Genomic DNA, 26,649 nt, shown 5'->3' with positions numbered 1-26,649 from the left:
GGAGGTCAAGCCCGGCCTGGCGGCCGCCCCTTCGGGGTTTCAGGCTTGACCTCCGGCCCGCAGCCCCTGGGCGGCTTTGTATCGCGGGGATGGCCCGGTGTGGGTTGGCTCGTTTGCGGCTTGCGTTGCGGGGTGGCCGTTTTCGGGTTGGCCGGGGCTGGTGGGGTTTGGTTTCGGGGTGATCCGTCGCAGGGGTTGGGCCGTTGTGGGGGTGGCTCGATTTCGCGGGGAATTGACTCCTGGTTGCCGGGCACGGTGCACGGCCGATAGTGGCGCGGGGTTTGGTGGTGGAGGGGGTCGCCTTCGGCGTGTCGTGACCGTTTCCCTTGACATGGAACAGTTTTCACGGCCTGTGGCGGGGTGTTTCACCTGATCAAGCGACGATAAAAGCAGTGCGAACGCGCGTTCGAATCAGGAGAATGGAGGTATGACACCGCTACTGAACACCCAGGATTCGACCGGGGGCCTCGTTGGTCCGTGGTCGGCGGTGTCCTGCACCGACACCGAACTCGCCACCCGCATCCAAGAACTGGAGAAGGAGATGCGGGTGCTGATGTGGGAGCAACTGCAATACATCGCCGAAGCCGACCACCGAGCCATCCACACCGACACCACCGCCCGATCACTCCAAGTCTGGCTACAGGGGCTTCTCAACATCGACCCGCGTGACGCGAAAAGCCGTGTCACGGTGGCCCGCAATGTTGAAGACCGGCGGACCCTGTATGGCGAGACGATGCCTCCGGACCTGCCCGACACAGCTCACGCTCTCTCTGAAGGTGCGATCGGGCTGGAGCACGCGCGTGTCATCGTCAACGGCATCCGACGCCTGCCCGGGTACGCGCGCTGCCACCAGGTCGCCGAGGTCGAATCAACCCTCGCCGGGTATGCGCGGACGATGCCGCCGAGGGAGTTGGAGAAACTCGCCGAACGCATCCGCTACCTGCTCGACCAGGACGGCGCCTTCCGCGACGAAGAAACCCAGCACGAAGCACGCGAGTTGCACTACGCGACCGCCCGGGACGGGATGACCGTCATCAAGGCGAAGCTGGACCGTGAAACCGGGGCGAAGTTCGCTGCGCTCATGCAACCGCTGGCCGCGCCCCGACCCGAGATCGACGGAGAGAAAGACCCGCGCACGGCCGGGCAGCGGAACGCGGACGGGTTCGCGGCGCTGCTGGATCTGGCGCTGGACCACGACGGAATGCCGCGCACCGGTGGACAGCGGCCGCAGATGACCATCGCCATCGACTTCGAGGACCTCAAGCGGGGCTTGGAGGTCATCGGCGAGGACGGCATGCCCGGCACGCTCAACACCGAACGCGCCATCACTGCCCAGAACGCACGCAGGATCGCCTGCGACGCCGAATTCCTGCCGATCGTCCTCGACGGCGACAGTCTCCCGTTGGATGTGGGCAGGGCGAAGCGAACCGCGCCCACGCACATTCGAGCCGCGCTACTCCGGCGCGATGGCGTGTGTGCCTTCCCCGGGTGCGACCGACCGCCGGGAACTTCCGAAGCGCACCACGTCCAGCACTGGGCCGACGGTGGTGCCACTGATTTGGACAACATGGTCATGCTCTGCGCACACCACCACCGCTCGCTTCACAACCAGCGCTGGGACATCACCATGCGTGACGGGCGGCCCCAATTCATCCCACCGCCCACAGTGGACCCCAGACGAACACCCAGACCAGGCGGCAGAGCGCTACCCGCCCAGCATCGCGAGTACCTCCGGGAGCTCATCCCCGCACCACGGGGCCCGGCGGGCGAATCGTGACGCCCTCTGATCGTTTGGGTCGGCCTCTTGAAGTCGTTCGTCGCTATCCGGATGCGCAGTGCTGGGCAACGGCCGTTTTCAGGGTTGTGAGGTAGTGGGCCACCGCTGGCCGGGTTTCGGTTCCTCGGCGGATCGTTGCGTGGATTCGTCGTTGTACCGGGCCGCCCTCGATGTCGATCGTGGTCAGCGCCGCCGTGGTCGGTAGGCGGGCGTGGCTCGGCACGAGGGCGATGCCCAGTCCCGCCTCGACCAGGGCGGCGATCGCGGCCCAGTCGCTGGCCCGGTGCCGGATGTTGGGGCGGAAGCCTGCTGCTGCGCACGTCGAGTGCAGCAGTTGGTCGCAGGCGTCTCCCGCCGCCGTGCTGATCCAGTCCTCGTCGGCCAGCCGCTTCAGGTCGGCCGCTTCGTGGTCGGTGATCGGGTGGGTTGCCGGGACCACGAGGTGGCAGTCGTCGGTGCCGAGTTCGATGCGGGTGCACCTCGGGTCGTCGTCGGGTAGCGCCACGTCCGCCGTCACGGAGACGATCACGTCCAGGTCGCCGTTGCAGAGCTGGTCCAGGCAGTCCGGCACCGCGATCTCGTGGATGCCTACCCGCAGTCTCGGGTGCTGTTCGCGGATGGCCTGCGCCGCCGGGATCAGCACCGTCGGGATCAGCGACGGGACACCGCCAACGCAGAGCTGTCCCAGGTCGCCCTGGGTCGCCGCCTGCACGTCGCCGAACGCGCGTTCCAGGTTGGCGAGCAGCGCGTATGCGTGGTCCACCAGGACGCGGCCGGCTTCGGTGAAGCGCAAGCGACGGCCGTCGACCTCCGTCAGCGGTGTCCCCGCTTCCTTCGTGAGGGTCGCCAGCTGTTGTGAGGCGGCGGACGGTGAAACGTGCAGTGCGGCCGCTGCGGCGTGCAACGTTCCTTGTTCGTGGAGGGCGACCAGGAGGCGCAGCCGGGTCGGGTCGAACATGCACAAAAGCTTACCAGTACCGGCCTTAATGTCCTGCTTGTCTTCATGGTTGTTTCTGGTGAGCATTGAGCTGCACATACGCCGCGATCAACGGGGGTGTCTTTCCCGGTGAAAGTTCTTGCATTGAGCTCCAGTCCGCGCAAGGACGGAAATTCCCGAATGCTCGCCGAGTCGGTGCTCGCCGGGGCCTCGCAGGCCGGTCACGACGTGGAGATCGTCGATCTCTCCGACGTGGTCTCGGCGCCGCTGCGCGACTGCCGGGTATGCCGCAACGCCGCCGGGCGCTGCTCCATCGACGACGACTACGAGGACCTCCTGGTGGGCAAGGTCCTCCCCGCCGATGCGCTCGTGCTCGCCACGCCCCTCTACTGGTACGGCATCTCCGGGCAGCTGAAGGTCTTCATCGACCGGATCTTCTGCTACGAGGCATCCGGCTATCCGGAGCACGAGCACGTCAAGCGGCGGCTGGTGAACAAGCGGCTGGCCGCCGTGGTCAGCTCGGAGGAGACCTACCCCGGCTCGCTGGTGGGCGTCACCGCGCACCTGCAGGAGCTCGCGCGCTACCTTCACCACGACTTCGTCGGCGTCGTGCAGGGCTTCGGCAACTCGCGCGGCGAAGTCGCCCGGGATCCGGGCGATCCGCTCGGCAAGGCCTTCGACCTGGGCGTCCGGCTGTTCGACGCGCGCGCCACCGACTACCGCATCGACACCCCGCGCTCCTCCACCGTCTGGGCCGACGCGGCGGTGGGCACGCCGGATTAGAGGCAATTCGGCCCTGGATCGTCTTGGGGCGCGTCGCAACCCTTTGGCGGTGGAGTCCGCGGAGGGAGCCGAACCATGACGTCCCACAACGTGCCGCATCGCGGCTTTCCCACCCGGTGGCTGGGGTGGGTCATCTTCGCCGGCGTCGTCCTGCTGATCGTCGGCGTCGTTCAGGTGATCTACGGCATCACGGCATTCGCTCGCTCCGGGAACAGCCTCGCCACACCGGTCGGCACGCCCGCGCTCGTCCACGTCGGCTGGGCTTACGTCGTGCTCGGCGTCGTCCTCGCCGCCGCCGGCGTCGGGGTGATGTCCGGTTGGATGTGGGCGCGCATGGTCGCGATCGCCTTCGCAGTGCTGAGCCTGCTCACCAACATCGCGTTCTTCCTCGGTTCCCCGGTCTGGTCCAGCATCGTCATCGTGCTGGACCTGATCGTCATCTACGCGCTCGCCCTGCACGGGAAGGAGGTCAGGGGCATCCGTTGATGCCGGCTCACCCGGTGTGCGCCTCCGAGACCACCAGCGGCGTGCCCTGCATGCAGGTCGTGACCATGCCCGGCTCGATCCTGCCGCGGACCACGGCGGTCACGCCCGGACGCAGCGTGGACGGGGGATGCACCAGCAGGTACTCCCGGTCGGCGGTGGCGAGGACCAGGCATCCCTGCTCGACTCCGCTGCGCACGACGCCGCGCACCGTCACCTCCCCGCTCTGCACCTGCACTGGCGCGACCGGGAAGTTCGTCGGTGCTTCGGCGCAGCCCGCCGGTGCGGCGAGCGCCGCGAGCAACGCCGGGCCGCACAGCGCCGCTCGCACGCTTCGTGGACGCATGCTCATGGCGCCGGGGTACCCGTGCGCGGCCGTGGGGTATCAATGAGCCCGCTGGCAATGACCGACGGGAGGGCTGATGAGCGACATGCGAGTCGCGGTGGTGACCGGGGCCGGATCAGGTGTGGGGCGTGAGATCGCGCGGGCGCTGCTCGGCGCGGGCTACCGGGTCGCGCTGGCCGGGCGGCGGCCCGAGCCGCTGCAGGAGACCGCGCAGGGCTCGGACGCCGCTCTCGTGGTGCCGACCGACGTCGGCGACCCGGAGTCGGTCGCCGCTTTGTTCGACGGCGTCCGCGACGCCTGGGACCGGGTGGACCTGCTGGTCAACAACGCGGGCACCTTCGGCGCCGCCGGCTCGGTCGGCGAACTGTCCTATTCGGACTGGCAGGCCGTCGTGCAGGCCAACCTGACCGGCTCGTTCCTGTGCGCGCACCACGCCTTCCGCGTCATGCGGGAGCAGGACCCGCAGGGCGGCCGGATCATCAACAACGGCTCGATCTCCGCGCACAGCCCGCGGCCGCGTAGCGTCGCCTACACCGCCACCAAGCACGCCATCACCGGCCTGACCAAGTCGATCTCGCTGGACGGCCGGCCCTACGACATCGCCTGCGGGCAGATCGACATCGGCAACGCCGCCACCGAGATGACCGCGGGCATCGCCACCGGCGCGGTGCAGGCGGACGGCTCGGTGCGCCCCGAGCCGACCTTCGACGCCCGGCACGTGGCCGACGCCGTGCTCTACATGGCGGGCCTGCCGCTGAACGCCAACGTGCAGTTCCTGACCGTCACCGCCACCGCGATGCCGTTCATCGGCCGCGGTTAGGCCGCCTGCCAGGCCTTCGCGAGCAGCTCGTAGGAGCGAACCCGGTCGGCGTGGTCGTGCGTGACCGTGGTGATCACGAGCTCGTCGGCGCCGGTGGCGTCGCGCAGCGTCGCCAGCTTGCGCGCCACCGCCTCCGGCTCGCCGACGATCTGCGTGTCCACCCGGTCGGCGACGATCTCCCGCGCCTGGTCGGTCCACCGGAACTCGGCGGCTTCGGTCGGGCTGGGGAACGGGATCGCGCCCTCCCCGGTGCGGATGCTGTGCACCCATGGCCCGTACGGGGCGGCGAGGTCCCGGGCCTGCTCGTCGGTGTCGGCGACCACCACGTCCGCCGACACCACCACGTAGGGCCGGGCCAGCTTCGCGGAAGCCGCGAAACCTTCCCGGTAGGACGCGACCGCCTCCAGCACCGTGGACGGGCTGACGTGGTAGTTCGCCGCGAACGGCAGGCCCAGCGACCCCGCCGCGGCCGAACTCTCACCGGCGCTGGAGCCGAGGACCCAGACGTCGAGATCGGCACCTTCGACGGGCACGGCGTGCACCGGTTCGCCGCTGGAGGACCGGAAGTCGCCGCCGACGAACTGCAGGACGTGCTCGACCTGGGTGCGGTAGTCCAGCGGTGCTTCCGCCGGATCGCCGGTGCTGAGCAGCCGCTGCTGCTCCTCGATGCGGGCCAGGAACCGCTTCGACTTGGCCAGCGCCCGCGGCTTGGGCGGGATCAGCAGGCCGTCGACCACCTTCCCCGCGGGCGCCGGGCCGTCGGCCGGATCGGCGAACCGGCGCGCGAAGTCCCGGCCGCGCACCAGCCCCGAGCGCCCCAGGCCGAGGTCGATGCGGCCCGGGTGCAGCTGCGCGACCGTACCGAACTGCTCGGCGACCACCAGCGGGGCGTGGTGGCCCAGCAGCACCGCCGCCGAACCCACCCGGATGCGGTTGGTCGCACCCGCGATCAGCGCGATCAGCACCGCCGGCGCCGCCGAGGCGACGCCGGGCGTGAGGTGGTGCTCGGCGACCCAGTAGCGCCGGTAGCCGAGGTGTTCGGTGCGCTTCGCGAGGTCGATGGTGTTGTGCAGGGCGTCCGCCGGACCCTGCCCGGACACGATGGGGGACAGGTCGAGGACGGAGAGGGGGGTGGACACCGGCGACCTCCGGGACGGCTCGGTCATGATGCGGTCTTCGCGCTCTGCCGGGGGTTTTCCAGCGGCGGCAGCCCGAGGTTCTCGCGCAGCGTGGCACCCGGGTACTCGGTGCGGTACACGCCTCGTTCCTGCAGCAGCGGCACCACGGTGTCGACGAACTCGTCCAGGCCGCCGGGGGTGAGGTGGGGGACGAGGATGAAGCCGTCCGACGCCTCTTCCTGCACGGACCGGTTCATCGCCTCGGCCACGCTCGCCGCGGTGCCGATGAACGACTGCCGCGCGGTGACCTCGATGATCAGCTCGCGGATCGACAGCTGCTTGGCCTCCGCCAGCTCGCGCCACTGCCGGGCGATGGCGATCGGGTCGCGGTGCCGGCGGGTGCTGGCCCGGCCCTTGGTGATCGTGTCGGTGCCGACCGCCGGGTCGAACTCCGGCAGCGGTCCGTCCGGGTCCAAGTCGCTGAGGTCGGTGTTCCAGAGCTGTTCCAGGAACCGGATGGCGGTCTGCCCGCTGACCTGCTGACGCCGGATGTGCGCGGCGCGTTCGTGGGCCTCCGCGTCGGTGTCGCCGAGCACGACGGTCGTCGCCGGGAACACCAGGAGCTCGTCGCGGGACCTGCCGTGCCGCGCGAGCCTGCCCTTGACGTCCGCGTAGAACGCCTTGCCCGCCTCCAGGGTTCCGTGGCCGGTGAAGATCGCGTCGGCGGCCGAGGCGGCGAACTCGCGGCCCGCGTCGGAATCGCCGGCCTGGAAGATGACCGGCCGGCCCTGCGGGCTGCGCGGCACGTTGAAGCGGCCCGAGATGTCGAAATGCGCGTCGCGGTGCGCGAAGGAACCGGCCAGCGGGTCGTCGAGGAAGGTCCCGGATTCCTTGTCGGCGACGACCTCGTCGCCGTGCCACGAGTCGAAGAGCTCCCACGCGGTGCGCAGGAACCGCTCGGCGCGTTCGTAGCGCTGGTCTTCTGGCAGGAAGCCGCCGCGCCGGAAGTTCTCGCCGGTGAACGCATCCCACGACGTGACGACGTTCCAGGCCGCCCGGCCGCCGGAGAGGTGGTCGAGGCTGGCGAACTGCCGGGCCACCTCGTAGGGCTCGTTGAACGTCGAGTTGATCGTGCCCGCCAGCCCGAGGTGTTCGGTGACGGCGGCCAGCCCGGCCAGCACCGTGAAGGTGTCCGGGCGGCCCACCACGTCCAGGTCGTAGATCTTCCCGGCGTGCTCGCGCAGCCGCAGCCCTTCGGCGAGGAACAGGAAGTCGAACCTCCCGCGCTCGGCGGTGCGCGCCAGGTGCGCGAACGAGGAGAACTCGATCTGGCTCAGCGAAGCCGGATCGCTCCACACCGTCGTGTTGTTCACGCCCGGGAAGTGCGCTGCCAGGTGAATCTGCTTGCTCACTGGTGTCCTCCGGCGGTGGCGTAGCGGCTGGCGGGCCGGGGCAGGCCGAACAGGCCGCGCAGCGTGTCGGCCTCGTACGCGGTGCGGAACGCCCCGCGCCGTTGCAGTTCCAGGACGAGGTCCCGGGTGATCGCGGTCAGGTCGTGCGGGATGGCAGCGGGCCGCAACCGGAATCCGGAAAGCCCCGCCTCGCGCCAGGCGAGCAGCCGGTCGGCGAGTTCGGTCGCGGTGCCGGTGAACACCGGTGCGTCCGATGTGGACACCGAGCCGTCCTGTTCGTCCAGCCGCGCCTTGCGCTCGGCCGCGCCTTCGCCGAGGAAAACGACCAGCTCGCCGAAGACGTGCAAGGCGTCGTGCTCCCGCCCGGCGTCGAGCTGTTCGGCGCGGATCCGCTCGACGACGATCCGCGCCTGCTCCGCGTCGTGCGGGGTGGTGAAGGCGATGTCCGCGGCGCGGGCGGCGAACCGGTGGGCGGCCGCGTCCGTCGCGAGCGCCGTCACCAGCGGCTGGCCCTGCGGCGGCCGGGGCGTGATCGACGGTCCCTTGACGTCGAACCACTTCCCGGCGAAGTCGATGTAGTGCAGCTTGTCGCGGTCGATGAACCGGCCGGTCGCGACGTCGCGGATCTCCGCGTCGTCCTCCCAGCTGTCCCACAGCCGGCGGACCACCTCCACGTAGTCCGCGGCCTCGTCGAACAGCTCCACGGGGTCGACCTCGCGACGGCCGAAGTGCGCGGCCTCGCTGCGGCGCCCCGAAACCTGCGCCTGCCAGCCCGCGCGGCCGGCGCTGATGTAGTCCAGGCTGGCGACCGCCTTGGAGATGTGGAACGGCTCGGTGTGGGTGACGACCGCGCTGGGCACCAGGCCGATGTGCGTGGTGCGGGGCGCGACGCGGGCGGCGATCAGCCCGGCGTCGAGCCGGCCGCGCACCTGGTCGGTCCGGTCGTCCGGGCCCTCGTCGAGGGTGGTTTGCGGGCCGAGCGAGTCCTCGATCGTGACGAGGTCGAGCAGTCCGCGCTCCGCTTCCCGCACGACGTCGACCCAGTAGTCGGCGGTGAAGAGCTCGGCGGGACGGGCGGATTCCTCCCGCCACGCGGCGGGATGCCAGCCGGCGCCGTCCAGCGCCACCGCGAGGTGCAGGTTCGGTCGTGGTGCCATCTGCAGGTCCTTGCTGCCGGGCGGAGTTGACTCCACAGTGGATTGAAGAGGGCGAGCGCGCCGGAGGCGCGCGGGAACGGCGCCGGGGGAAGCGGCGAATGGGACCGGCGAACGATGCCGGGAGAAGCGCGGGACTGCGGGCGCTCAGCGCCGCGGACAGGCGGCGGAGCTCACCCGGAGGAGGTCGACGTGGTCCCTGGTGACCAACTGCACCGAGTGAGCCATGCCTAGAACGCTAGAAGCGTCCCGGGGAAGCGTCAATGGATCATCGCGGCTGCCCACGATGTGGGCGGATGCGTTTCAGAGCAGCGAAATCGTCGCGGCGCCCGCGGGGACCACCCGGCCGATCACCGCCGCGCCGGGCACCTCACCGACCACGAGCAGCCCGCCGGAGGTCTGCGCGTCGGCGAGCAGCAGCAGGTCTTCTTCCGGCGCCGAACCAGGATCGAGGTGCGGCCGGACCCAGTCGAGGTTCCGGCGGGTGCCGCCGCTGACGAACCCGGCCCGCACCGCATCCCGTGCGCCGTCGAGGTAGGGCACTGCGGCCACGTCGATCTCGGCGGCGGTGCCGGAGGCGCGCATCGTCTTGAACAGGTGGCCCAGCAAGCCGAATCCGGTGACGTCGGTCGCGCACACCGCCCCCGCCCGCGCCGCCGCGGCGGCGGCATCGCGGTTCAGCGTCGTCATCGCGTCGATCGCCTGCTCGAAGCGTTCGCCGGTGCTCTTGTGCCGGGTGTTGAGGACGCCGATGCCCAGTGGTTTCGTCAGCGACAGCGGCAGGCCGGGACGCGCGGTGTCGTTGCGCAGCAACCGATCCGGCTCGACCAGGCCGGTGACCGCCAGCCCGTACTTCGGCTCGGGATCGTCGACGCTGTGCCCGCCGCCGACGTGGCAGCCCGCCGCCCCGGCGGCGTCGCAACCGCCGCGCAGCACCTCCGCCGCCAGCTCGAACGGCAGGACGTCGCGCGGCCAGCCGAGCAGGTTGACCGCGACGATCGGCGTCCCGCCCATCGCGTAGACGTCGGACAGCGCGTTCGTGGCGGCGATGCGGCCCCAGTCGTAGGGATCGTCCACGACGGGCGTGAAGAAGTCCGTGGTGGCCACGATCGCCGGCCCGCCGCCGGCGCGCACCACGGCGGCATCGTCGCCGGTGTCCAGGCCGACGATCAGCTCTGCGTTCGGTCGTTCGACGGCGGGCGTCAAGCCGCCGACGACCGACTCCAGTTCGCCGGGCGGGATCTTGCAGGCGCAGCCGCCGCCGTGCGCGTACTGGGTCAGGCGAATCGCCGCGGTTCCGGGCATGGCCCCATTGCAGCACGTCGAGGGCGGGTGCACTGGCGGAGACGGACGGGAATCGAACCCGCCGCACCGAGGTGCTCGGTGCCACCGGCTTTGAAGGCCGAGGGGGCCACCAGGCGCCCAGACGTCTCCGCCGGCCACTCTAGGATGTTCGCGTGCCGTTCGCGACGACAGCTGACCAAGCCAAGATCTACTACCAGGTCCGGGGTTCCGGCGAACCGCTGGTGCTGCTGAGCGGGCAGGCGAACACCCACCACTGGTGGGACAACGTGCATGCCGATTTCGAGGACGATTACCGGACGATCGTGCTGGACTACCTCGGCACCGGGCAGAGCGACAAGCCCGCCGACGTGGAGTACGGCGTCCGCCGTTTCGCGGGCGATGTGATCGCCGTCCTCGACGACCTGGGCCTGGCGCGAGCCCACGTCTACGGCACCTCGATGGGCGGCAAGGTGGCGCAGTGGGTGGCGATCGACCACCCGGACCGGGTCGGTGCGCTGGTGCTGGGCTGCACCTCGGTCGGCGGCACCCGCGGGCTGCGCGCCGACGCCGAGGTGACCCGGTCCCTGGCGCAGCCGTCGGCGGACGCGGCGCGCCAAGCCCTGATCGACCTGATGTACACGCCGGGATGGGTGCGGACCCACCCCGGCCCGTACGTCACGCTCGGCGGCCCGATGCCCCACCACGCCCGGCGCGGGCACCTCCGGGCCAGCAACGGCCACGACAGCTGGGCGGAGCTGGACCGGGTGACGGCGCCGACGCTGGTGCTGCACGGCACCGACGACATCTTCAGCCCGGCGGAGAACGCCGCGATCCTCGCCGAACGCATCGCCGGTGCCGAACTGCACTACCTCGAGGGTGCCCGCCACGCCTACTTCGAGGAGCAGCAAGCCGAATCCTCCGGCGCCGTGCTGCGGTTCCTCGCCGCGCACCCGCTGAGCTAGCCGCCCTGCGCGGGATCACGCCGGGCAGGTGTCGGGCAGGCCGAACTTGGGGAACAGGCTGACGTCGAAGAACGCGACGGTGTGCTTGACCTTCGCGCCGTCGAAGTCCAGCACCTGCAGGTGGAACGGCCGGAACACGCCGTCGGGCTCGAGCCGGTACACGCCGAAGGCGACCTGGCCGTTCGCCCGCGCCGGCAGCAGCCGCATCTCGCCCGGACCGGCCGGGCACTGGAGATCGACCAGTTGGCCGATGTGCTCCGCGCCGCGCACCCACGTCGCGATCGGCGGCATCTCCCAGACCGCGTCGTCGGTGAACATCTGCACGATGGCCGGGATGTCCTTGGCCTCGAACGCCGCCACGTAGCGCTCCAGCAGCTGCCGCTGCTCGCTGCTCAGCGGCTGCGGGGTGTCGTCCTCGGATGGCTTGACCTGGTCGAGCTGGGCCCGGGCGCGCTGCAGGACGCTGTTGGCCGCGGCCGTGCTGATGCCGAGCGCGTCGGCGACCTCGGCGGCCTTCCACTTCAGCACGTCGCGCAGGATCAGCACCGCGCGCTGCCGGGCGGGCAGGTGCTGCAGGGCGGCGATGAACGCCAGCCGGGTGCTCTCCCGCGCGCCGACGATCGCCGCGGGATCGGTGTGCTCGTCGGCGACCATGCCGTCGGGGACAGGTTCCAGCCACGCCACCTCGGGGAGTTCGACCAGCTCGCCGCCGGGGTCGTCGGTGGGGCCGCCCAGGCCGGTCGGCAGCGGGCGGCGCTTCCGGTTCTCCAGCGCGGTCAGGCAGGTGGTGGTGGCGATCCGGTAGAGCCAGGTGCGCAGCGACGAGCGGCCCTCGAACCGGTCGTAGGCGCGCCAGGCGCGCAGGTACGTCTCCTGCACCAGGTCCTCGGCGTCGTGCAGCGAGCCGAGCATCCGGTAGCAGTGCGCGAGCAGTTCCCGGCGGTACGGGTCGGCCTGCGCGACGAAATCGTCGTTGGCCATGGTGGTCGTGGCGGCCATGACTGCGCCCCTTCGGCTACCTGTCCTGGACTTTTGGTGTCGCAGAGCACAGTAACCGAAGGCACCGACAGATCAGGAGGTCAGCAGTGGCCCTCGCGCCAATAGCCCATGAAGGCGACCGCCTGCTTCGGAATGCCGTAGTCGCTCACCAGCATTCGCCGCAGCCGCTTGATCACGCCCGCCTCGCCGGCCAGCCAGCCGTAGAAGGCGTTGGGGGAGGCCGCGTCGGTGGGCGCGTCGGGCACCTCCCACAGCGTCGTGGTGTCCACGTCGACGTCGTCCAGGTCGACCGCGCCGCCGCGCGACGTCGGGCGCAGCTCGTTCAGGGCCGCGGCGACGCCTTCCTCCAGCAGCTTGCCGTGCGGCATCGCCGCGCACCGGGGGAACCAGCGCACCTCGACGCCGTCGGGCAGGTTCCAGTCCTGCCGGTCGTGCTCCTCCGGCACTTCGAGGCAGACGATGCCGCGAGCGCACGGCGGGAGCGATTCGACGATGGAGGCGACGGCGGGCACGGCGGTCTCGTCGCCGGCGAGCACCAGGTGGCTGGCCGCCGCGGGCGGCGCCCACTCGCAGCCCCACATGCGGCCGGTGCCCGGCCGGTCGGGGCCGAGCAGGCCGATCTCGTCGCCGGGCCGCGCCTGCGCCGCCCAGTTCGAGGCGGGGCCGCCGTGGCCGGGGCCGCCGTGCAGCACGAAGTCGACGTCGAGCTCGGCGGATTCGCCGCGGTAGGACCGGACCGTGTAGGTGCGCAGGTTCGGGCGGATCTCGTCGGGCATCGCCAGCCACCGCTGGTACCAGTCGGGGCCGCTCGGGAAGTCCGCGAGGGTGCGGCCCGGCTGCGGGAGCACCAGCTTGATCCGCTGGTCGTGTCCGCCAGCGCCGAAGGAGCGCAGGCACTCGGCGGTGAAGGTGATCCGGACGAAGCTCGGGCCGAGCCGTTGCACCCGCGCGACTTCGACCGGGAACGTCCGGTAGACGGGCTTGTGCTCGGTCGACTGCGCGGTCCGCGTACCTGGCATCCGTAACCTCCCGAGATCGAGTGCTAGGTTAGCCTAGCCTTACGGAAATGGGGAGGTTGGTTTGCGTCACAAGATCCGAGCGGCTGCCGCGTTGCTCGTCGCCGCCGGCTCGCTGGCGGCATGCGCTTCGCCTGGTCAGAACGATCAGGCGGGTGCCGGGTGGTCCTACACCGATGATCGCGGGATCACCGTAACGGCGGACAAGCGCCCGGAGCGAGTCGTCGCGCAGGTCTCGGCGGCCGGCGCGCTGAAGGACTTCGGGGTCAACGTGGCCGGCACCTTCGGGCCGCTGGTGCGCGACGACGGCTCCACCGAGCCGGAGGCGGGCAGCATCGATCCCCGCCAGGTCACCGACGTCACCGGGCCGGGCTACGGCGAGGTGAACATGGAGCGGCTGACCTCCCTCAACCCGGATCTGCTGGTCAGCGGCAAGTACGCGGAGTTCGAAGGTCTCTGGCACCTGGTCCAGGACCAGGAGGAGGCGGTCAAGCGGATCGTGCCGACCGTCGGCGTCCAGCAGTCGGGGATCGCGCTGCCCGAGGCCATCCGCAAGTACAAGGAGCTGGCCCGCGCGCTCGGCGGCGACGTCGACTCGGAGCGGGTGAAGGCCGACGAGGACCGGTTCAACGCGGCCGCCCAGCGCCTGCGCGACATCGGGGCGCGGATGCGCGCCGAGGGCAAGTCGATCCTGGCCGTGGGCGGCACCAAGGAGGAGTACTTCGTGGTGGTCCCGGCCCGCAACCCGGACCTGGACTACTACGTCAAGGAGCTGGGCCTGCCTATCACGACGCCGAAGAACCCGGACGTGGCCGGTGGCGGCTACTTCGAGCGGCTGTCCTGGGAGAAGGCCAACGCCTATCCCGGCGACGTCCTGCTGTGGGACGCCCGGTCGGCCTCGATGAAGCCGGAGCAGATGAAGGAGAACCCGGTGTTCGCCTCGCACCCGGCAGCCGCCGCGAACCGCTTCGTCGAATGGGACGCGGTCGCGCCGATGAGCTATGCCAGCTACGCCGGGATCATGAACGAGCTGGCGGACCAGCTGGAGTCCCAGCTGCCCCGCTGAGCCGGCCGCGAACCCCCGGCATCGCCGTCCGATGTGGACGGAGGTGTCGGGGGTTCTGCTTTACCCGTCCGCCGGATCGCCGTCGAACCCGTTCGCCCAGTGGCGGCCGCGCACTAGCCGCCGAGGGCCGCTCCGATCCGCTCCGCGGCAGCGACGACCTGGGCGCCGAAGCGCCGGCCGGGGCTCGGCAGGAGTCGTTGCGTCGGCGCCGAAAGGCACACCGCCGCGATCGTGTCGCCGTGCAGGCGCACCGGAGCGCTGACCGAACCGACGCCCGGCGCGCGGGCCTGGACGCTCTCGACCCAGTCGTGGCCGTCCGGGTTCCGCTCGCCGAGCAGTACCTGGCCGGACGATCCGTGCGGGAACGGGAGCAGGGTGCCCACGGGCTGGCTGGCCCGCAGTTCCTCCGGCGACTCGACGCTCACGATGCACAGCCGGTGGTCCGCCCGCCGGACCCACAACTGCACCGATTCCGCCGCCGCCGCGCACAATTCCTCCAGCACCGGCAGCGCGGTCTCGGCCAGCGCCGAGGTCGCGAAGCGCGGGCCGAGGTGGAAGCAGCCCGCCGCGTCGCGCCGCAGCAGGCCGTGCGCGACGAGGGCGGTGGCCAGCCGGTGCGCGGTGGACACCGTCAGGCCGAGCGTCCTGGCCAGTTCGCTGGTGCCCATCGGGTGGCTTTCCACGCAGTCCAGGATGGCCACCGAGCGGTCCAGGACGCCGACGCCGGTGGTGAACGGTTCCGCGGCCACGGCTAGCGCCGGACTTCTGCGGGCGCGGCCGGGATCTTCGCCAGCGCCGACGGCAGCGCGTGCCCGACCAGCCCCGCGAGGTGCTCGCGCAGCGCGCCGAGCTTGGACACGTCGATACCGGTGTCGATGCCTTCCCGGTGGAACAGGTGGATCAGGTCGTCGGCGGCGATGTTGCCGGTCGCGCCCGGCGCGAACGGGCAGCCGCCGAGCCCGCCGAGCGCGGCGTCGAAGCGCCGGATGCCGCAGCGGTAGGCCTCCCAGGCGTTGGCGTCGGCCATGCCGTAGGTGCTGTGCAGGTGCAGACCCGTTCGCTCCACGGGAAAGATGTCGCGCACCGCGGTGACGGCGCGGTTGATGTCGCCCGGCGAAGCCGCGCCGATGGTGTCCGCGAGGTGCAGCACGTCGACGCCGATGTCCGCGTAGTGCCGCGCGACCCGGACGACGCGCTCCACCGGGGTGTCGCCGTCGAAGGGGCAGACGAACGCGGTCGCGATGCAGCCTTCGGTGCGGATTCCCGCGTCGTGCACGATCTCGGCGGCCCGCGCGATGCGCTGCATCGCCTCCGCCGTGCCGACACCGGCGTTCGACACGCTGTGGCCCTCGCTGGCCGAAAGCACCAGCCGCACGTTCTTCGCGCCCGCCTCGACGGCGCGCTGCGCGCCCCGCTCGTTGAGCACCAGCGTGTGGAAGGTCGCCGGCTGGCCGGCGAGGCCCGCGACGACCTCGGCGGTGTCGGCCATCGTCGCCACCCGCTTCGGGTTGACGAACGAGCCGATCTCCAGGTGCTTGAAACCCGCGTCGACCAGCAGTTCGCCGAAGCGGACCTTGTCGGCGGTGGGCACGATCACCGGCTCGATCTGCAGCCCGTCGCGCAGCGACACCTCGGTGATGAGTACCAATTCAGATCACTCCTTCGGCCCGCAGCCCGGCGGTCTCGGTCGGGGAGAGCCCCAGCTCGGCCAGCACCTCGTCGGTGTGCTCGCCCAGTTCCGGGCCGAGCCAGCGGGTGCCGCCCGGTTCTTCGGTCAGCTTCGGGACGATGCCGGGGAACAGCACCTCGCGGGTCTCGTCGCCCTCGATGCGCACCGGGTGCCGCTCGTGCATCCCGCGGGCCGCGAAGTGCGGATCGGCCACGATGTCCGGCACGTCGTAGATGGGTCCACTGGGGACGGACGCACCGGCGAGCAGCTCCAGCACCCGGGGGCTGTCCAGCCGCGCCGTCCAGGAGCCGATCGCCTCGTCGATCTCCGCGCCCCGCTCGACCCGGCCCACGTTCGTCTGCAGCGCGGGATCGTCGGCCAGGTCGGGGCGGTCGATCAGGTTCATCAGCCGGGCGTAGATGGCGTTGTTGTTGCCACCGACCACCACGTACTTGCCGTCGGCGCACCGGTAGGTGCTCGACGGAACGACCCCGGGGATCGTCGCCCCCGTGGCCTCCCGGGTGACGCCGAACGCGTCGAAGTCCGGCACCGAGGATTCCATCAGCGAGTAGATCGCCTCGTACAGCGCGACGTCGACGGTCTCGCCGGGCTCCCCGGAGCGGCGGCGCAGCAATCCCATCAACGCGCCGATGACCGCGTAGAGCCCGGCCACCGAGTCGGCCAGGCTGACGCCGGTGCGCACCGGCGGCATGCCCGGATAGCCGGTCAGGTGCCGCACGCCGCCGAAGGCCTCGGCGACACCGCCGAAGCCCGGGCGCTCCCGGTACGGCCCGGTCTGCCCGAACCCGGAGATCCGCACCAGCACGGCTCCCGGGTTGGCCCGGCGGATCTCCGCCGGGCCGAGTCCCCACTTCTCCAGCGTGCCGGGCCGGAAGTTCTCCAGCACGATGTCCGCACCGGCGATCAGCTTCCGCGCGACGTCCTGGCCCGGCGCGGAGCGCAGGTCGAGGGTCATCGAGCGCTTGTTGCGCGCCATGGTGCGGAACAGCAGCGACACGTCGCCGCCGTGCAGCCGCCAGTTGCGCAGCTCATCGCCGGTCTTGGGGCGTTCGATCTTGATGACGTCGGCGCCGAACTCGGCGAGGATCCGGCCCGCGGTCGGGGCGGCGATGAAGTTGCCGAGCTCGACCACCCGGACCCCGGTGAGGGGCCCGTGTCCGTTGGACGCCATCGGTCTTCTCCTGTTTCACGGTGTTGCGGCGAGGGCGATGTGAGCGCCCGGGGCGTGGAGGTGTCCGTCTCCGCAAGCCCCTGCTTTTCAATATTTGGGAAACTGATGCCTTTATTCGGCAAGACAGGACGGTAATCACCCGAATGAGGATTCACAAGACCTTGATCACGCAACGATGATGTGTATGCTTCGCCGGTCCGTCTTCGTAGCCGCCGGTTGGGCAAAACCCGGCCCGGCGGGAAAAGCGCTGCTCGCCGCAGAACTCAGGAGTCGGCTCGTGCCGACCCCGACGAATCGGACCCATAGATGTCGGACATCGTTGTCTTCGCCAACGCCGCGATAACCATCGTCGGCGTCGTCGTGCTCATCCTCCGTGCCAAGATCAGCCCGGCCATCGCGCTCGTCCTCGGCGCGATCTACCTCGGCCTGGTCTCCGGGCTGGGCCCCGAGCAGACCATCAAGTCCATCACCACCGGCTTCGGCGACCTGATGACCGAGGTCGGACTGCTGATCGCGTTCGGCGTGCTGCTCGGCTCGCTGATGGCCTCGCTCGGCGCGATCGAGAAGCTCGTCGACCTGCTCGTGCGCACCTTCGGGCCGCGGAGCCTGCCCTACACCTTCGGCGTCACCGTCGGCACGGTCCTGCAGTCGATCTTCGCGGACGTGCTGCTGGTGATCACCGCGCCGCTGGCCAGCCGGCTGTCCCGGCAGATCGGGCCGTACGGCGCGGCCCGGATGTGCGCGGCGATGGCGCTGGGCATCGAGGTCGGCCTGGTGTTCGTGGTGCCCGGCGTCGGGGCCGTCGCGCTGGCCGGCGTGCTGGACCTGCCGTTCGGCAAGATGTTCCTCTTCGGCACCATCACCGCGGTCTTCACCATCGTCGTCACGCTGGCGCTGTTCACCGCGCTGGCCAAGCGCGGCCTGTGGAACCCGAAGCTGGACGAGACCGAGGAACTGCCGGTCGCCGAGGTCGCGGAGGAAGAGCGGTCGCCGCGCGAACTCCCGCCGCTGCCGCTGCTGCTGGCCCCGCTGCTGCTCGCGCTGACGCTGATCGCCTTCGGCGCCATCGCGGAGATGGCCGAGTTCTCCTCGCCGTGGGTCGACTTCCTCGGCGACCCGGTGATCGCCCTGCTCATCGGCCTGATCGGGGCGGTGCTCATCGCGCGCTGGAAGCTCCCGGCGGAGCAGACCGCGGCGGCGTTCAAGCGCGGTTTCCACGAGAGCGGCCAGATCCTCATCCTCACCGGTGTCGGCGGTTCGCTGGCGCAGACGGTGAAGGACGTCGGCCTGGGCGAGCTGCTGAAGGGCTACTTCTCCACCAGCACGGTCGTGCCGCTGCTGCTGGTGTGGCTGGTGGCCGCGGTGCTGCACATCGCGATCGGCTCGGTGACGCTGGCGTCGATCACCGCCGCGGGCGTGCTGGGCCCGGTGATGCCGATGCTGGGCATCGACCCGATCTTCGTCGCCCTGGCGGCGGGCGCGGGTTCGCTGTTCGTCATCCACGCGACCAGCAACACGTTCTGGCTGCTGCAGACCCTGCTGCCGCAGACGACGCGGGGAGCGCTGAAGTCGGTGACGCTGACGGTCTCGGCGGCGTCGGTCATCGCCATGATCCCGATCCAGCTCATGGCCCTCCTGTTCTGAGCCGGGCGGGCCGTGGGCCTTTCGGATCGTTGCGACGGCTCGAAAGGCTCACGGCCCTTGCACGGCCAGGGCATTGCGCAGCGCGGCTGTGACGGCCTCCGGGTTGTCGACGTTCATCAGGTGGCCCGCGCCGGGGATTTCCTGGTACGTGGCCTGGGGGAGTGCTGCGAGGAGGATGTCGGCCGCCTTGCGCGGGCAGAGGGCGTCGTGCTCGCCGCCGATCACCGTCACCGGGCACTCGATCGCCGCCAGCTCCGGGGTCAGCGGGTTGCCGCGCAGGCCCGCCATCGCGGTCGCCGCGTTCGAGTAGCCGCGGCCGTCGCCGAGGGACTCCGCGCGCCGCGCGACCACCTCGTCGAGGTCCACTGTGGAGTTCGCGACCATCATCCTGGTGTCCGCGCGCAGCGAGTCGAGCACGGCGTCGCCGGTCTCCGCGGCCCGCTGCAGGTTGATCTCGGCCGCCGCCCGCCCCACCACCGAGGACGTCCCGAGCACGACGACGCCGGTGACCAGGTCCGGACGGTGCGCCGCGGCGGAGAGCACCACCGTGCCGCCGAGGGAGAATCCCACGCACACCGCAGGTCCGGAGATCTCGGCGAGGAACGCGAGCAGATCGTCCCGCAGCTGGGCCAGGGTCCCGTTCGCGTCGCCGACCGTGCTGGCGCCGTGCCCGCGCACGTCGTAGGCGTAGGTGCGGTGGTCGGCGAACTCCTCCTGCTGGCGCCGCCAACTGCGGTGGTCCTCGGCGAGGCCGTGCACGAACACCACGGCCGGGCCGGAACCGTTGGCGCAGTAGTGCGTCTTGACGTCGTTCAGCGCGGCCGTCGCGGTCTGCAAGCCCATCAACTCCCGGTGTCGGTTGCCGCCCCCGATTCTGCGGCACGCAGTTCCAGGACGGAACCGCCCGCCAGCGCGGGCCCGCTGGTGTGCAGGTGGCAGCGCACCGTGCCGCCGCCGTCGACGGGCGTCGGCTCGGGGACGACCGAGCGGCAGACGTCCATCGCGTACGGGCAGCGCGGGTGGAAGGTGCAGCCGCCGGGAGGATCGGTCGGGTCCGGCGGATCGCCGGGGAGCACGATGCGTTCGCGGCGGCGCTGCACCTTCGGGTTGGGCACCGGGACCGCCGACAGCAGCGCCTCGGTGTACGGGTGGGCGGGATGGGAGTAGAGGCGCTGCGACGGGCCTTCCTCCACGAGCCGCCCCAGGTACATCACCGCCACGCGCTGGGCGAGCTGCCGCACCACCGACAGGTCGTGCGAGATGAACAGGTACGAGGTGCCCAGTTCGGCGCGCAGTTCCTCCAGCAGGTTGATGATCTGGTTCTGCGTCGAAACGTCCAATGCGGACACCGCCTCGTCGCAGACCACGACGTCCGGGTCGACCGCCAGCGCGCGGGCGATGGCCAGCCGCTGCCGCTGCCCGCCGGAGAACTCGTACGGGTAGCGCTCCAGGTGGCGGGGCGACAGGCCCACCCGCACCAGCAGGTCCCGGACCCGTTCGTCGCGGGCCTTCCCGCGCAGGCCCTCGTGCACCTCCAGCGGTTCGCCGACGCTCTCGGCGACCACCATCGACGGGTCCAGCGACGAGTAGGGGTCCTGGAACACCATCTGGATGTGCCTGCGGTGCCGCCGCAGCTCGCGGCCGCCGAGCGCGGTCAGCTCGGTGCCCCGCAGCCGGACCGCGCCGCCGTCGGGGTCGACCAGCCGCATCAGGGCCCGGCCGGTGGTCGACTTGCCGGAGCCGGACTCGCCGACCAGCCCGAGGATCTCCCCGGCGGCCACCTCGAACGACACCCCGTCCACCGCACGCAGCCGCGCCCCGCGCCGGAACAGGCCGCGCTGCAACGGGAAGCTCACCGACAGGTCCTCGACTTCGAGCAGTGCGGTCATGCCGGGCCTCGCAACAGGAGTTCGTCGGAGCGGACGCACCGGGTGGCGCGGTGCAGGTCGAACGGCCGGAGCTCCGGGGCGCCGGTGGCGCAGCGGTCGGCGGCGTACGGGCAGCGGGGGTGGAAGCGGCAGCCGTCGGGCACGACGCCCGGCGTCGGGGCCTGGCCGGGGATGGTGGCCAGCCGCTCCGCGCCGCCGACCTGCGGCATGGCGGCCAGCAGGCCCTCGGCGTAGGGGTGCGGCGGGTGGCTGAAGAGGTGGTCGACGTCGTCGGCCGCCACCACCTGCCCGGCGTACATCACCACCACCCGGTCGCAGATGTCGGCGACCACGCCCAGGTCGTGGGTGATGAACACCATCCCCATGCCGAGCTCGTCGCGCATCTGCCGCAGCAGGTCGAGCATCTGGGCCTGGATCGTCACGTCCAGCGCCGTCGTCGGCTCGTCGGCGACGAGCACCTTCGGCTCGCAGCAGATCGCCATCGCGATCATCGCCCGCTGCCGCATCCCGCCGGAGAACTCGTGCGGGTAGCTGCGCACCCGGCGCGCCGCGTTCGGGATGCCGACCTGGTCCAGCGCCGCGACGGCGCGGCCCATCGCCGCCCTGCGGGACACCTTGCGGTGCCGCCGCACGGTTTCCGCGATCTGGTCGCCGATGGTGAACGCCGGGTTCAGCGACGACATCGGCTCCTGGAAGATCATCGCGATGTCGTTGCCGCGGATGTCGGCCAGCCGCTTCTGCGGCAGGCCGACCAGCTCGGTGCCGTCGAGCCGGATGCTGCCGCGGGACACCCGGCTGGTCCGCGGCGGCAGCAGGCCCAGCATCGCCAGGCTGGTGACGGTCTTGCCGGAGCCGGATTCGCCGACCAGGCCCAGCGTCGCCCCGGCTTCGACGGCGAACGACACGCCTTCGACCACCGTGACCCAGCCGCGGTCGGTGGCGAACCGGACGTCGAGGTCGGACACCTGCAGCACGCTCATCGACCGCTCCTGATCTCCCGGCCGAGCGAGTCGCGCAGCCCGTCGCCGAGGACGTTGAACGCCAGCACCGTCAGCGCGATGGCGACGCCGGGGAGGACCACCAGGTGCGGCGCCAGCGACACGAACCTCGCGCCCTCCTGCAACATCGAACCCCAGCTCGCCTGCGGCGGCACCACACCGAGGCCGAGGAAGCTCAGCGTCGCCTCCGCGAGCATCGCGAACGCCGCGACGAGCGAGAGCTGGACCAGCAGCGGCGACAGCACGTTGGGCAGCACGTGCCGGCGGATGATGCGGCCCGCCGGGGTGCCGATGCTGCGGGCCGCCTCGATGTAGGTCTCCTCCCGCACCGACAGCACCGAGCTGCGCACCAGGCGCAGCAGGCGCGGCGCGGTGACCAGGCCGACCGCGAACATCGCGTTGGTCAGGCCCGGGCCGCGGGCGGCGACGATCGCCACCGCCAGGATCAGCGGTGGGAAGCTCATGAACGCGTCCGCCAACCGCACCACCCAGCGGTCGAACCGGCCGCCGAGGTACGCGCCGACGAGCCCGAGCGGCACCCCGAGCACCACCGCGACGCCGACGGCTTCCACCGCGGCGAGCAGCGAGATGCGGCTGGCCACCAGCATCCGGCTGAGCATGTCGCGGCCGAACTGGTCGGTGCCCAGCAGATACCCGTCGGCGCCCGGCGCGGCGAGCACGTTGCGCAGGTTCTGGTCATCGGGATCGGCCGGGGCCAGCAGCGGCGCGAACACCGCGACCGCCGTCAGCACCAGCAGGAACAGCAGCGCGAGCACTGCCGGGCGCTGCCGCCGGAAGCGGCGCCAGAACCGCTGCCTCGGCGACTGCGGCGGGCCGAGGTCGTCCGCGGTGGTCTCCGCGGCGACGTGCCGCGTCCACCGCTGCGTGGTGTCGGTCAACTCCGCTCCTCCCTCGCCGGCGCTCACTGCGCTCGCACCTTCGGGTTGAGGTAGCCGTAGGACAGGTCGACCGCCAGGTTGGCCAGCATCACCATCACGGCGGTGACCACGACGACGCCCTGCACCATCGGCAGATCCCGTTGCAGCACGGCGGTGATCGCCAGCTGGCCGAGGCCGGGGATGCCGAAGATCTGCTCGACGACAACGGTTCCGCCCAGCAGCACCGAGATCCGCATGCCCAGCACCGTGACCACCGGCGTGGCCGCGTTCTTCAGCGCGTGCTTGGCGATGACGCTGGTGGTGCGCAGGCCCTTGGCGCGGGCGGTGCGCAGGTAGTCCTGGTCGAAGACGTCGATCAGCGAGCTGCGCAGCTGGCGGGTGAGTTCGGCGGCGGCCGCCAGGCCCAGCGTGAAACCGGGCAGCAGGAGGTGCGCCAGCCAGGCGACCGGATCGTCGTCCAGCGGCACGTACCCGGTGGCGGGCAGCAGCCGCAGGTTCAGCGCCAGCGCGGTGGCCAGCAGCAGCCCGAGCCAGAAGTTCGGCATGGCCACGCCCACCGACGTGCCGACCGTGGCGAACCGGTCCAGCCAGCGGCCCCGGCTGGTGGCCGCGGCGACCGCGGCGGGCACGCTGATCAGCAGCGCCATCACGATGGCGACCGCGGTCAGCGACACGGTGGCAGGGAAGCGCTCCGCGATGGCGCCGGAAACGCCGCGGTTGCTGAACATCGACGTGCCCAGGTCGCCCTGGACGGCGTGGCTCGCCCAGCGCCAGTACTGCTCCAGCAGCGAGTCGTTGAGCCCGAGGCGTTCGCGGGTCGCCTCGATCTGGGCCTGGGTGGCGTTCTCCCCGGCGATGGTGATGGCCGGGTCGCCGGGCACCAGCAGCACCAGCCCGAACACGATCAGCGAAACGAGGAACAGCAGCGGAACCATCGCCGCCAGGCGGCGGACAACCAGCTGTAGCACCCGGTCACCTCCCCGTTCCGGCCGCGCCGACGCCGCGGAACTCGGGCTTGTTGGACAACCAGCTGCGCAGGTCGGTAACGCGCGCGGCGTGCCCGTAGTTGGTGTCGGCGAAGACCACCGGCACGTCCAGCGCCTGGTCCAGGACCATCCGGTCGATCCGGTGCAGGAGTTCGGTGCGCGCCGCCGGGTCGATGGTCCGCCTGGCCTGCCCGATCAGCTGCTCCAGCTCGGGCGTGGTGTGCCCGCCGGGGTTGGAGAAACCCTTGCTGGAGTAGAGCAGTCCGAGGGTCTGGATCGGGTCGGCGCGCCCGCCCCACGGCGCGACCATCGCGTCGCCCTGCTGCCTGCCGTAGAACAGGTCGGCCGCTTCGCCGGAGGAGACCTCGCGGATCTTCATCCGCACCCCGATGTCGGCGAGTTGTTCCTGCACGGCGACGGCGGTGCCGGGATCGGTGTTGGGCACGATCGCCTCGAACTCGAAACCGCCGGCCAGCCCGGCCTCGGCGAGCAGCTGCCGCGCCTTCTGCGGATCGTACGGGTAGGGATCGGGCAGGTCCGGGTCGTGCGCGTAGTACCCGGGCGGGAAGGGCTGCGAGGCCGGTTTCCCGTTGCCGAACAGCACGCCGTGGATGATGGCGTCGCGGTCGATCGCGTGGTTGAGCGCGCGCCGCACCCGGATGTCGCCGAACTCGGCGCGGGTGCGGTTGAGCTGCAGGTGGTAGAAGGCGAGGGTCACGTCGCCGACGACGCCGAGGTCGTACTGCCGGGCCTCGGCGACCTGGTTCCCCGCCAGCAGCGCGGCGTCGACCTCGCCGGCGCGCAGCGCGTTCATCCGCGTCGTCGTGTCGGGCTGGATGACGATCGCCATCGTCTCGACCTGCTGGGCGGCGGGATCCCAGTAGCCGGGGAAGCGGCGCAGCACGACGCGGTCGTTCGGGCTGTAGCTGACGATCTGGTACGGCCCGGCGCCGACCGGCCGCAGGTCCAGCTGCGGGTCGTCGAACGCCGCCGGGCTGACCATCATCCCGGCCCGGTCGGACAACACGCCGATCAGCGAGCTGTCCGGCGCGGTGAGCGCCAGCGCGATGGTCAGCGGCCCGAGCACGTCGACCCGTTCCACCGCTTTCAGCTCGGAGGCGACGGTCGAGCCTTGCAGCGTGCGGGCGCGGTCCAGGTTCGCCTTCGCGGCGGCGGCGTCGAACGGGGTGCCGTCGTGGAACCGCACGCCCGGCCGCAGTTCGAAGACCAGCCGCTTGCCGCCGTCGGTGTACTGCCAACCGGTGGCCAGGCCGGGCACCGGTCCGGCGGCGGTGGTCAGGTGCACCAGGCGGTCGTAGACCGGGAACAGGGAGGCGTTGTCGAAGCTGGACGAGGCGCGGTGCGGGTCGTAGCGGCTGGGGCCGACGGAGTAGGCGAACCGGAAGGTGCTGCCGGCACCGCCGGAGGCCGATCCGGTCGCCTCGGTGTTGATGCCCCCGCACGCCGCGGTGAGCGCGAGCAGCGCGAAAATGGCTGCTGCGGCGAGGAACTTGCGATGTGCGGGCACCCGGACCTCCGGCTCTTCGGCGAGTACGGCGTCGGCGGTTGTCCTGCGCGAGCACGCCTGGTGGTGCGGCCCGAGTCGGAGATCTCGTGATCGGTCGCCCTATTCAAGGAGAGCTGGATCACAGAATCAAATAGCCCTGGGCGAACGGACGAATAGGGCGAAACCATGGCCGCCGAACGGGTGTTGATCGGTGCAGACCCCGTGCGGCGGCCGGTTCGGTGTGCCGGTTCAGCCTCGGATTTCTAGCGCGGGTTGCGCACCACCGGTGCGATGCGCGAGCCGGTGGCGGCTTCCTGGAGCACCCCGGCGAAGCGGAGCACGTCGGCGTCGGCGCCCGGACGGCCGACCACCTGCACGCCCACCGGCAAGCCGTCGTCGGTGAACCCGAACGGCACCGACGCGGCGGGCAGTCCGGTGACGGTGATCCGCGAGCAGGCCCGCATCCAGTCGAGGTAGTGGCGGCTGGGCACCCCGTCGACCGCCGCCGGGTAGCGCAGCCCGGCGTCGAACGGCGGCACCTGGCTCACCGGGCAGACCAGGAACTCGTGGCCGGTCATGAACTCCCGCGCCCGCTCGACCACCGCCATCCGGTTGCGCTCCGCGCGCACCAGATCCGCGCCGGAGACCTCGAGCCCCCGGTCGACGTTCCAGACGATGTTCGGGCCGAGGACGTCGCGCTGCTGCTCGACGAGCTCGCCGAAGGACAGCACCTGGTACCAGGCGCGCCAGGTCTCGAAGGCGTCGTCGGCGCCTTCGAAACCGGGCGTCGCCTCCCGCACCTCGCAGCCGAGCCCGGCCAGCACCGCGGCGACCCCGGCGAACACCTTCCGCACGGCCGGATCCACCGGAAGGCCGTCGAGGTCGGCGTCGACCGCGACCACGGTGCCGGACACCGCCGCGCCGGCATCCAGCCCGAAGGAGGTCACCGGCGCCGCGACCTGGCAGCGCGGGTCCGCTGCGTTGAGCACCCGCATCTGCAACGCCACGTCGTCCACCGAGCGCCCCATCGCGCCGTTGGTGACGTACGGGAACTGCGGGAAGGTGGCGGGCCAGGACGGAACCCGGCCGTGGGTCGGCCGCAGGCCCACCACGTTGCAGAACGACGCCGGGTTGCGCAGCGACCCGCCCATGTCCGAGCCGTCGGCGATCGGCAGCATGCCGGCGGCCAGCGCCGCCGCCGCGCCGCCGCTGCTCCCGCCGGCGCTCCTGGTCAGGTCGTGCGGGTTGCGGGTGGTGCCGAAGACCTCGTTGCGGGTGTGCGATCCCGCGCCGAACTCCGGCGTGTTCGTCTTGCCGACCATGATCGCCCCGGCCGCGCGGTACTGCTCCACGGTCAGCGCGTCGGCCTGCGGCACGTGCTCGGCGAAGGCCCGCGACCCGTAGGTGGTGCGGATTCCCTTCGTGTCCAGCAGATCCTTGTGCGCCACCGGCAGCCCGTGCAGCGGGCCGAGCGGCTCGCCGGTGCGGGCGAGGGCGTCGTCGGCCCGGCGGGCCGCCCGCTCGGCCTCCTCCGGGCAGGTCGTCACGATCGCGTTGACCGCGGGATTGGTCTCCTCGATGCGCGACAGGAAGGCGGCCAGCACCTCCCGGCTCGACACCTCCTTGCGCACCAGCATTTCGTGCAGCCGCACGGCGTCCGAGGTCCACAGGTCTTGGGCGTCCACAGTGGTCTACAGCTCCCTCTTCA

25 protein-coding genes and 1 tRNA gene are annotated in these 26,649 nt (G+C 71.3%); 7 read left to right on the top strand and 19 right to left on the bottom strand.

Annotation, left to right across the window (positions count from 1 at the left end):
* Nucleotides 1–427 precede the first annotated feature (427 nt).
* Nucleotides 428–1,777: a DUF222 domain-containing protein gene (locus AB0H93_RS19885; protein WP_358574345.1), complete on the top strand. Its 1,350-nt coding sequence runs from the start codon at nucleotides 428–430 to the stop codon at nucleotides 1,775–1,777.
* Nucleotides 1,778–1,820: 43 nt separating this feature from the next.
* Here AB0H93_RS19885 and AB0H93_RS19880 read toward each other — a convergent pair whose 3' ends face one another.
* Nucleotides 1,821–2,735 (bottom strand): LysR family transcriptional regulator, encoded by a 915-nt coding sequence (locus AB0H93_RS19880; protein ID WP_358574344.1) that lies wholly within the window; start codon nucleotides 2,733–2,735, stop codon nucleotides 1,821–1,823.
* A 96-nt stretch (nucleotides 2,736–2,831) separates the two neighbouring features.
* Here AB0H93_RS19880 and AB0H93_RS19875 point away from each other — a divergent pair, with 96 nt between their 5' ends.
* Together AB0H93_RS19875 and AB0H93_RS19870 are read left to right on the top strand one after the other, a co-directional pair.
* On the top strand, nucleotides 2,832–3,497 hold the full coding sequence (locus tag AB0H93_RS19875; protein ID WP_358574342.1) for a flavodoxin family protein: 666 nt from the start codon (nucleotides 2,832–2,834) through the stop codon (nucleotides 3,495–3,497).
* Nucleotides 3,498–3,572: 75 nt separating this feature from the next.
* Nucleotides 3,573–3,983: a hypothetical protein gene (locus AB0H93_RS19870; protein WP_358574341.1), complete on the top strand. Its 411-nt coding sequence runs from the start codon at nucleotides 3,573–3,575 to the stop codon at nucleotides 3,981–3,983.
* Nucleotides 3,984–3,990: 7 nt separating this feature from the next.
* Here AB0H93_RS19870 and AB0H93_RS19865 read toward each other — a convergent pair whose 3' ends face one another.
* Nucleotides 3,991–4,332, bottom strand: a complete 342-nt coding sequence (locus tag AB0H93_RS19865) for a hypothetical protein (RefSeq protein ID WP_358574339.1) — start codon at nucleotides 4,330–4,332, stop codon at nucleotides 3,991–3,993.
* 70 nt (nucleotides 4,333–4,402) lie between these two features.
* Here AB0H93_RS19865 and AB0H93_RS19860 point away from each other — a divergent pair, with 70 nt between their 5' ends.
* A complete protein-coding gene (locus tag AB0H93_RS19860) occupies nucleotides 4,403–5,146 on the top strand; it encodes an SDR family oxidoreductase (protein ID WP_358574338.1) in 744 nt (247 codons plus the stop codon).
* Here AB0H93_RS19860 and AB0H93_RS19855 read toward each other — a convergent pair.
* From AB0H93_RS19855 to AB0H93_RS19835, 5 genes are all read right to left on the bottom strand, one after another.
* Complete coding sequence (locus AB0H93_RS19855) at nucleotides 5,143–6,312, bottom strand: MsnO8 family LLM class oxidoreductase (protein WP_358574336.1); 1,170 nt, start codon at nucleotides 6,310–6,312, stop codon at nucleotides 5,143–5,145. The genes AB0H93_RS19860 and AB0H93_RS19855 overlap by 4 nt on opposite strands.
* On the bottom strand, nucleotides 6,309–7,676 hold the full coding sequence (locus AB0H93_RS19850) for an NtaA/DmoA family FMN-dependent monooxygenase (RefSeq protein WP_358574334.1): 1,368 nt from the start codon (nucleotides 7,674–7,676) through the stop codon (nucleotides 6,309–6,311). The genes AB0H93_RS19855 and AB0H93_RS19850 overlap by 4 nt, the downstream gene beginning before the upstream one ends.
* Entirely contained in the window at nucleotides 7,673–8,833 is a 1,161-nt protein-coding gene (locus tag AB0H93_RS19845) for an LLM class flavin-dependent oxidoreductase (RefSeq protein ID WP_358574333.1), read from the bottom strand. The genes AB0H93_RS19850 and AB0H93_RS19845 overlap by 4 nt, the downstream gene beginning before the upstream one ends.
* Nucleotides 8,834–9,133: 300 nt before the next feature.
* Entirely contained in the window at nucleotides 9,134–10,135 is a 1,002-nt protein-coding gene (selD, locus tag AB0H93_RS19840; protein ID WP_358574332.1) for a selenide, water dikinase SelD, read from the bottom strand.
* Nucleotides 10,136–10,168: 33 nt separating this feature from the next.
* Nucleotides 10,169–10,264 (bottom strand) — tRNA-Sec (locus tag AB0H93_RS19835).
* A 23-nt stretch (nucleotides 10,265–10,287) separates the two neighbouring features.
* Here AB0H93_RS19835 and AB0H93_RS19830 point away from each other — a divergent pair.
* The gene (locus AB0H93_RS19830) at nucleotides 10,288–11,076 is read left to right on the top strand and encodes an alpha/beta fold hydrolase (RefSeq protein ID WP_358574330.1); all 789 of its coding nucleotides are present in this window, start codon (nucleotides 10,288–10,290) and stop codon (nucleotides 11,074–11,076) included.
* Between the two features lie 15 nt (nucleotides 11,077–11,091).
* Here the strand turns inward: AB0H93_RS19830 and AB0H93_RS19825 are convergent, their stop codons facing one another.
* Together AB0H93_RS19825 and AB0H93_RS19820 are read right to left on the bottom strand one after the other, a co-directional pair.
* A complete protein-coding gene (locus AB0H93_RS19825; protein WP_358574329.1) occupies nucleotides 11,092–12,075 on the bottom strand; it encodes a sigma-70 family RNA polymerase sigma factor in 984 nt (327 codons plus the stop codon).
* An 80-nt stretch (nucleotides 12,076–12,155) separates the two neighbouring features.
* A complete protein-coding gene (locus tag AB0H93_RS19820) occupies nucleotides 12,156–13,094 on the bottom strand; it encodes a siderophore-interacting protein (protein ID WP_358574328.1) in 939 nt (312 codons plus the stop codon).
* Nucleotides 13,095–13,155: 61 nt separating this feature from the next.
* Here AB0H93_RS19820 and AB0H93_RS19815 point away from each other — a divergent pair, with 61 nt between their 5' ends.
* Nucleotides 13,156–14,157 (top strand): ABC transporter substrate-binding protein, encoded by a 1,002-nt coding sequence (locus tag AB0H93_RS19815; protein ID WP_358574327.1) that lies wholly within the window; start codon nucleotides 13,156–13,158, stop codon nucleotides 14,155–14,157.
* Nucleotides 14,158–14,270: 113 nt separating this feature from the next.
* Here the strand turns inward: AB0H93_RS19815 and AB0H93_RS19810 are convergent, their stop codons facing one another.
* Genes AB0H93_RS19810 through AB0H93_RS19800 form a run of 3 tightly spaced genes read right to left on the bottom strand, consistent with a single transcriptional unit; the run spans nucleotide 14,271 to nucleotide 17,018 of the window.
* Complete coding sequence (locus tag AB0H93_RS19810) at nucleotides 14,271–14,906, bottom strand: helix-turn-helix domain-containing protein (RefSeq protein ID WP_358574326.1); 636 nt, start codon at nucleotides 14,904–14,906, stop codon at nucleotides 14,271–14,273.
* Nucleotides 14,907–14,908: 2 nt separating this feature from the next.
* A complete protein-coding gene (locus AB0H93_RS19805; protein WP_358574324.1) occupies nucleotides 14,909–15,805 on the bottom strand; it encodes a hydroxymethylglutaryl-CoA lyase in 897 nt (298 codons plus the stop codon).
* A gap of 1 nt (nucleotide 15,806) precedes the next feature.
* On the bottom strand, nucleotides 15,807–17,018 hold the full coding sequence (locus AB0H93_RS19800) for a CaiB/BaiF CoA-transferase family protein (RefSeq protein WP_358574323.1): 1,212 nt from the start codon (nucleotides 17,016–17,018) through the stop codon (nucleotides 15,807–15,809).
* A gap of 306 nt (nucleotides 17,019–17,324) precedes the next feature.
* On the opposite strand from AB0H93_RS19800, the gene AB0H93_RS19795 reads away from it, so the two are divergent.
* Nucleotides 17,325–18,662 carry an SLC13 family permease gene (locus AB0H93_RS19795; protein WP_358574322.1) on the top strand — a complete coding sequence of 446 codons (1,338 nt, stop codon included), beginning with the start codon at nucleotides 17,325–17,327 and terminating at the stop codon, nucleotides 18,660–18,662.
* Nucleotides 18,663–18,710: 48 nt separating this feature from the next.
* Here the strand turns inward: AB0H93_RS19795 and AB0H93_RS19790 are convergent, their stop codons facing one another.
* The 7 genes from AB0H93_RS19790 to AB0H93_RS19760 all read right to left on the bottom strand — a co-directional run bounded on the left by AB0H93_RS19790 (nucleotide 18,711) and on the right by AB0H93_RS19760 (nucleotide 26,626).
* A complete protein-coding gene (locus tag AB0H93_RS19790) occupies nucleotides 18,711–19,505 on the bottom strand; it encodes an alpha/beta hydrolase (protein WP_358574321.1) in 795 nt (264 codons plus the stop codon).
* Complete coding sequence (locus AB0H93_RS19785) at nucleotides 19,505–20,551, bottom strand: oligopeptide/dipeptide ABC transporter ATP-binding protein (protein ID WP_358574320.1); 1,047 nt, start codon at nucleotides 20,549–20,551, stop codon at nucleotides 19,505–19,507. The genes AB0H93_RS19790 and AB0H93_RS19785 overlap by 1 nt, the downstream gene beginning before the upstream one ends.
* Entirely contained in the window at nucleotides 20,548–21,531 is a 984-nt protein-coding gene (locus AB0H93_RS19780; protein WP_358574319.1) for an ABC transporter ATP-binding protein, read from the bottom strand. Before AB0H93_RS19780 ends, AB0H93_RS19785 begins: the two co-directional genes overlap by 4 nt.
* Nucleotides 21,528–22,448, bottom strand: a complete 921-nt coding sequence (locus AB0H93_RS19775) for an ABC transporter permease (RefSeq protein ID WP_358574318.1) — start codon at nucleotides 22,446–22,448, stop codon at nucleotides 21,528–21,530. Before AB0H93_RS19775 ends, AB0H93_RS19780 begins: the two co-directional genes overlap by 4 nt.
* 23 nt (nucleotides 22,449–22,471) lie before the next feature.
* Nucleotides 22,472–23,416: an ABC transporter permease gene (locus AB0H93_RS19770; RefSeq protein ID WP_358574317.1), complete on the bottom strand. Its 945-nt coding sequence runs from the start codon at nucleotides 23,414–23,416 to the stop codon at nucleotides 22,472–22,474.
* A gap of 4 nt (nucleotides 23,417–23,420) precedes the next feature.
* Nucleotides 23,421–24,962, bottom strand: coding sequence for an ABC transporter substrate-binding protein (locus AB0H93_RS19765; RefSeq protein ID WP_358574315.1), 1,542 nt, complete (start codon nucleotides 24,960–24,962; stop codon nucleotides 23,421–23,423).
* A 242-nt stretch (nucleotides 24,963–25,204) separates the two neighbouring features.
* Entirely contained in the window at nucleotides 25,205–26,626 is a 1,422-nt protein-coding gene (locus AB0H93_RS19760) for an amidase family protein (RefSeq protein WP_358574314.1), read from the bottom strand.
* Nucleotides 26,627–26,649 lie beyond the last annotated feature (23 nt).

It is taken from the genome of Saccharopolyspora sp. NPDC050642 (assembly GCF_040654735.1).
Taxonomy (GTDB): domain Bacteria; phylum Actinomycetota; class Actinomycetes; order Mycobacteriales; family Pseudonocardiaceae; genus Saccharopolyspora; species Saccharopolyspora elongata.
This window is presented reverse-complemented; position numbering and strand designations above follow the sequence as displayed.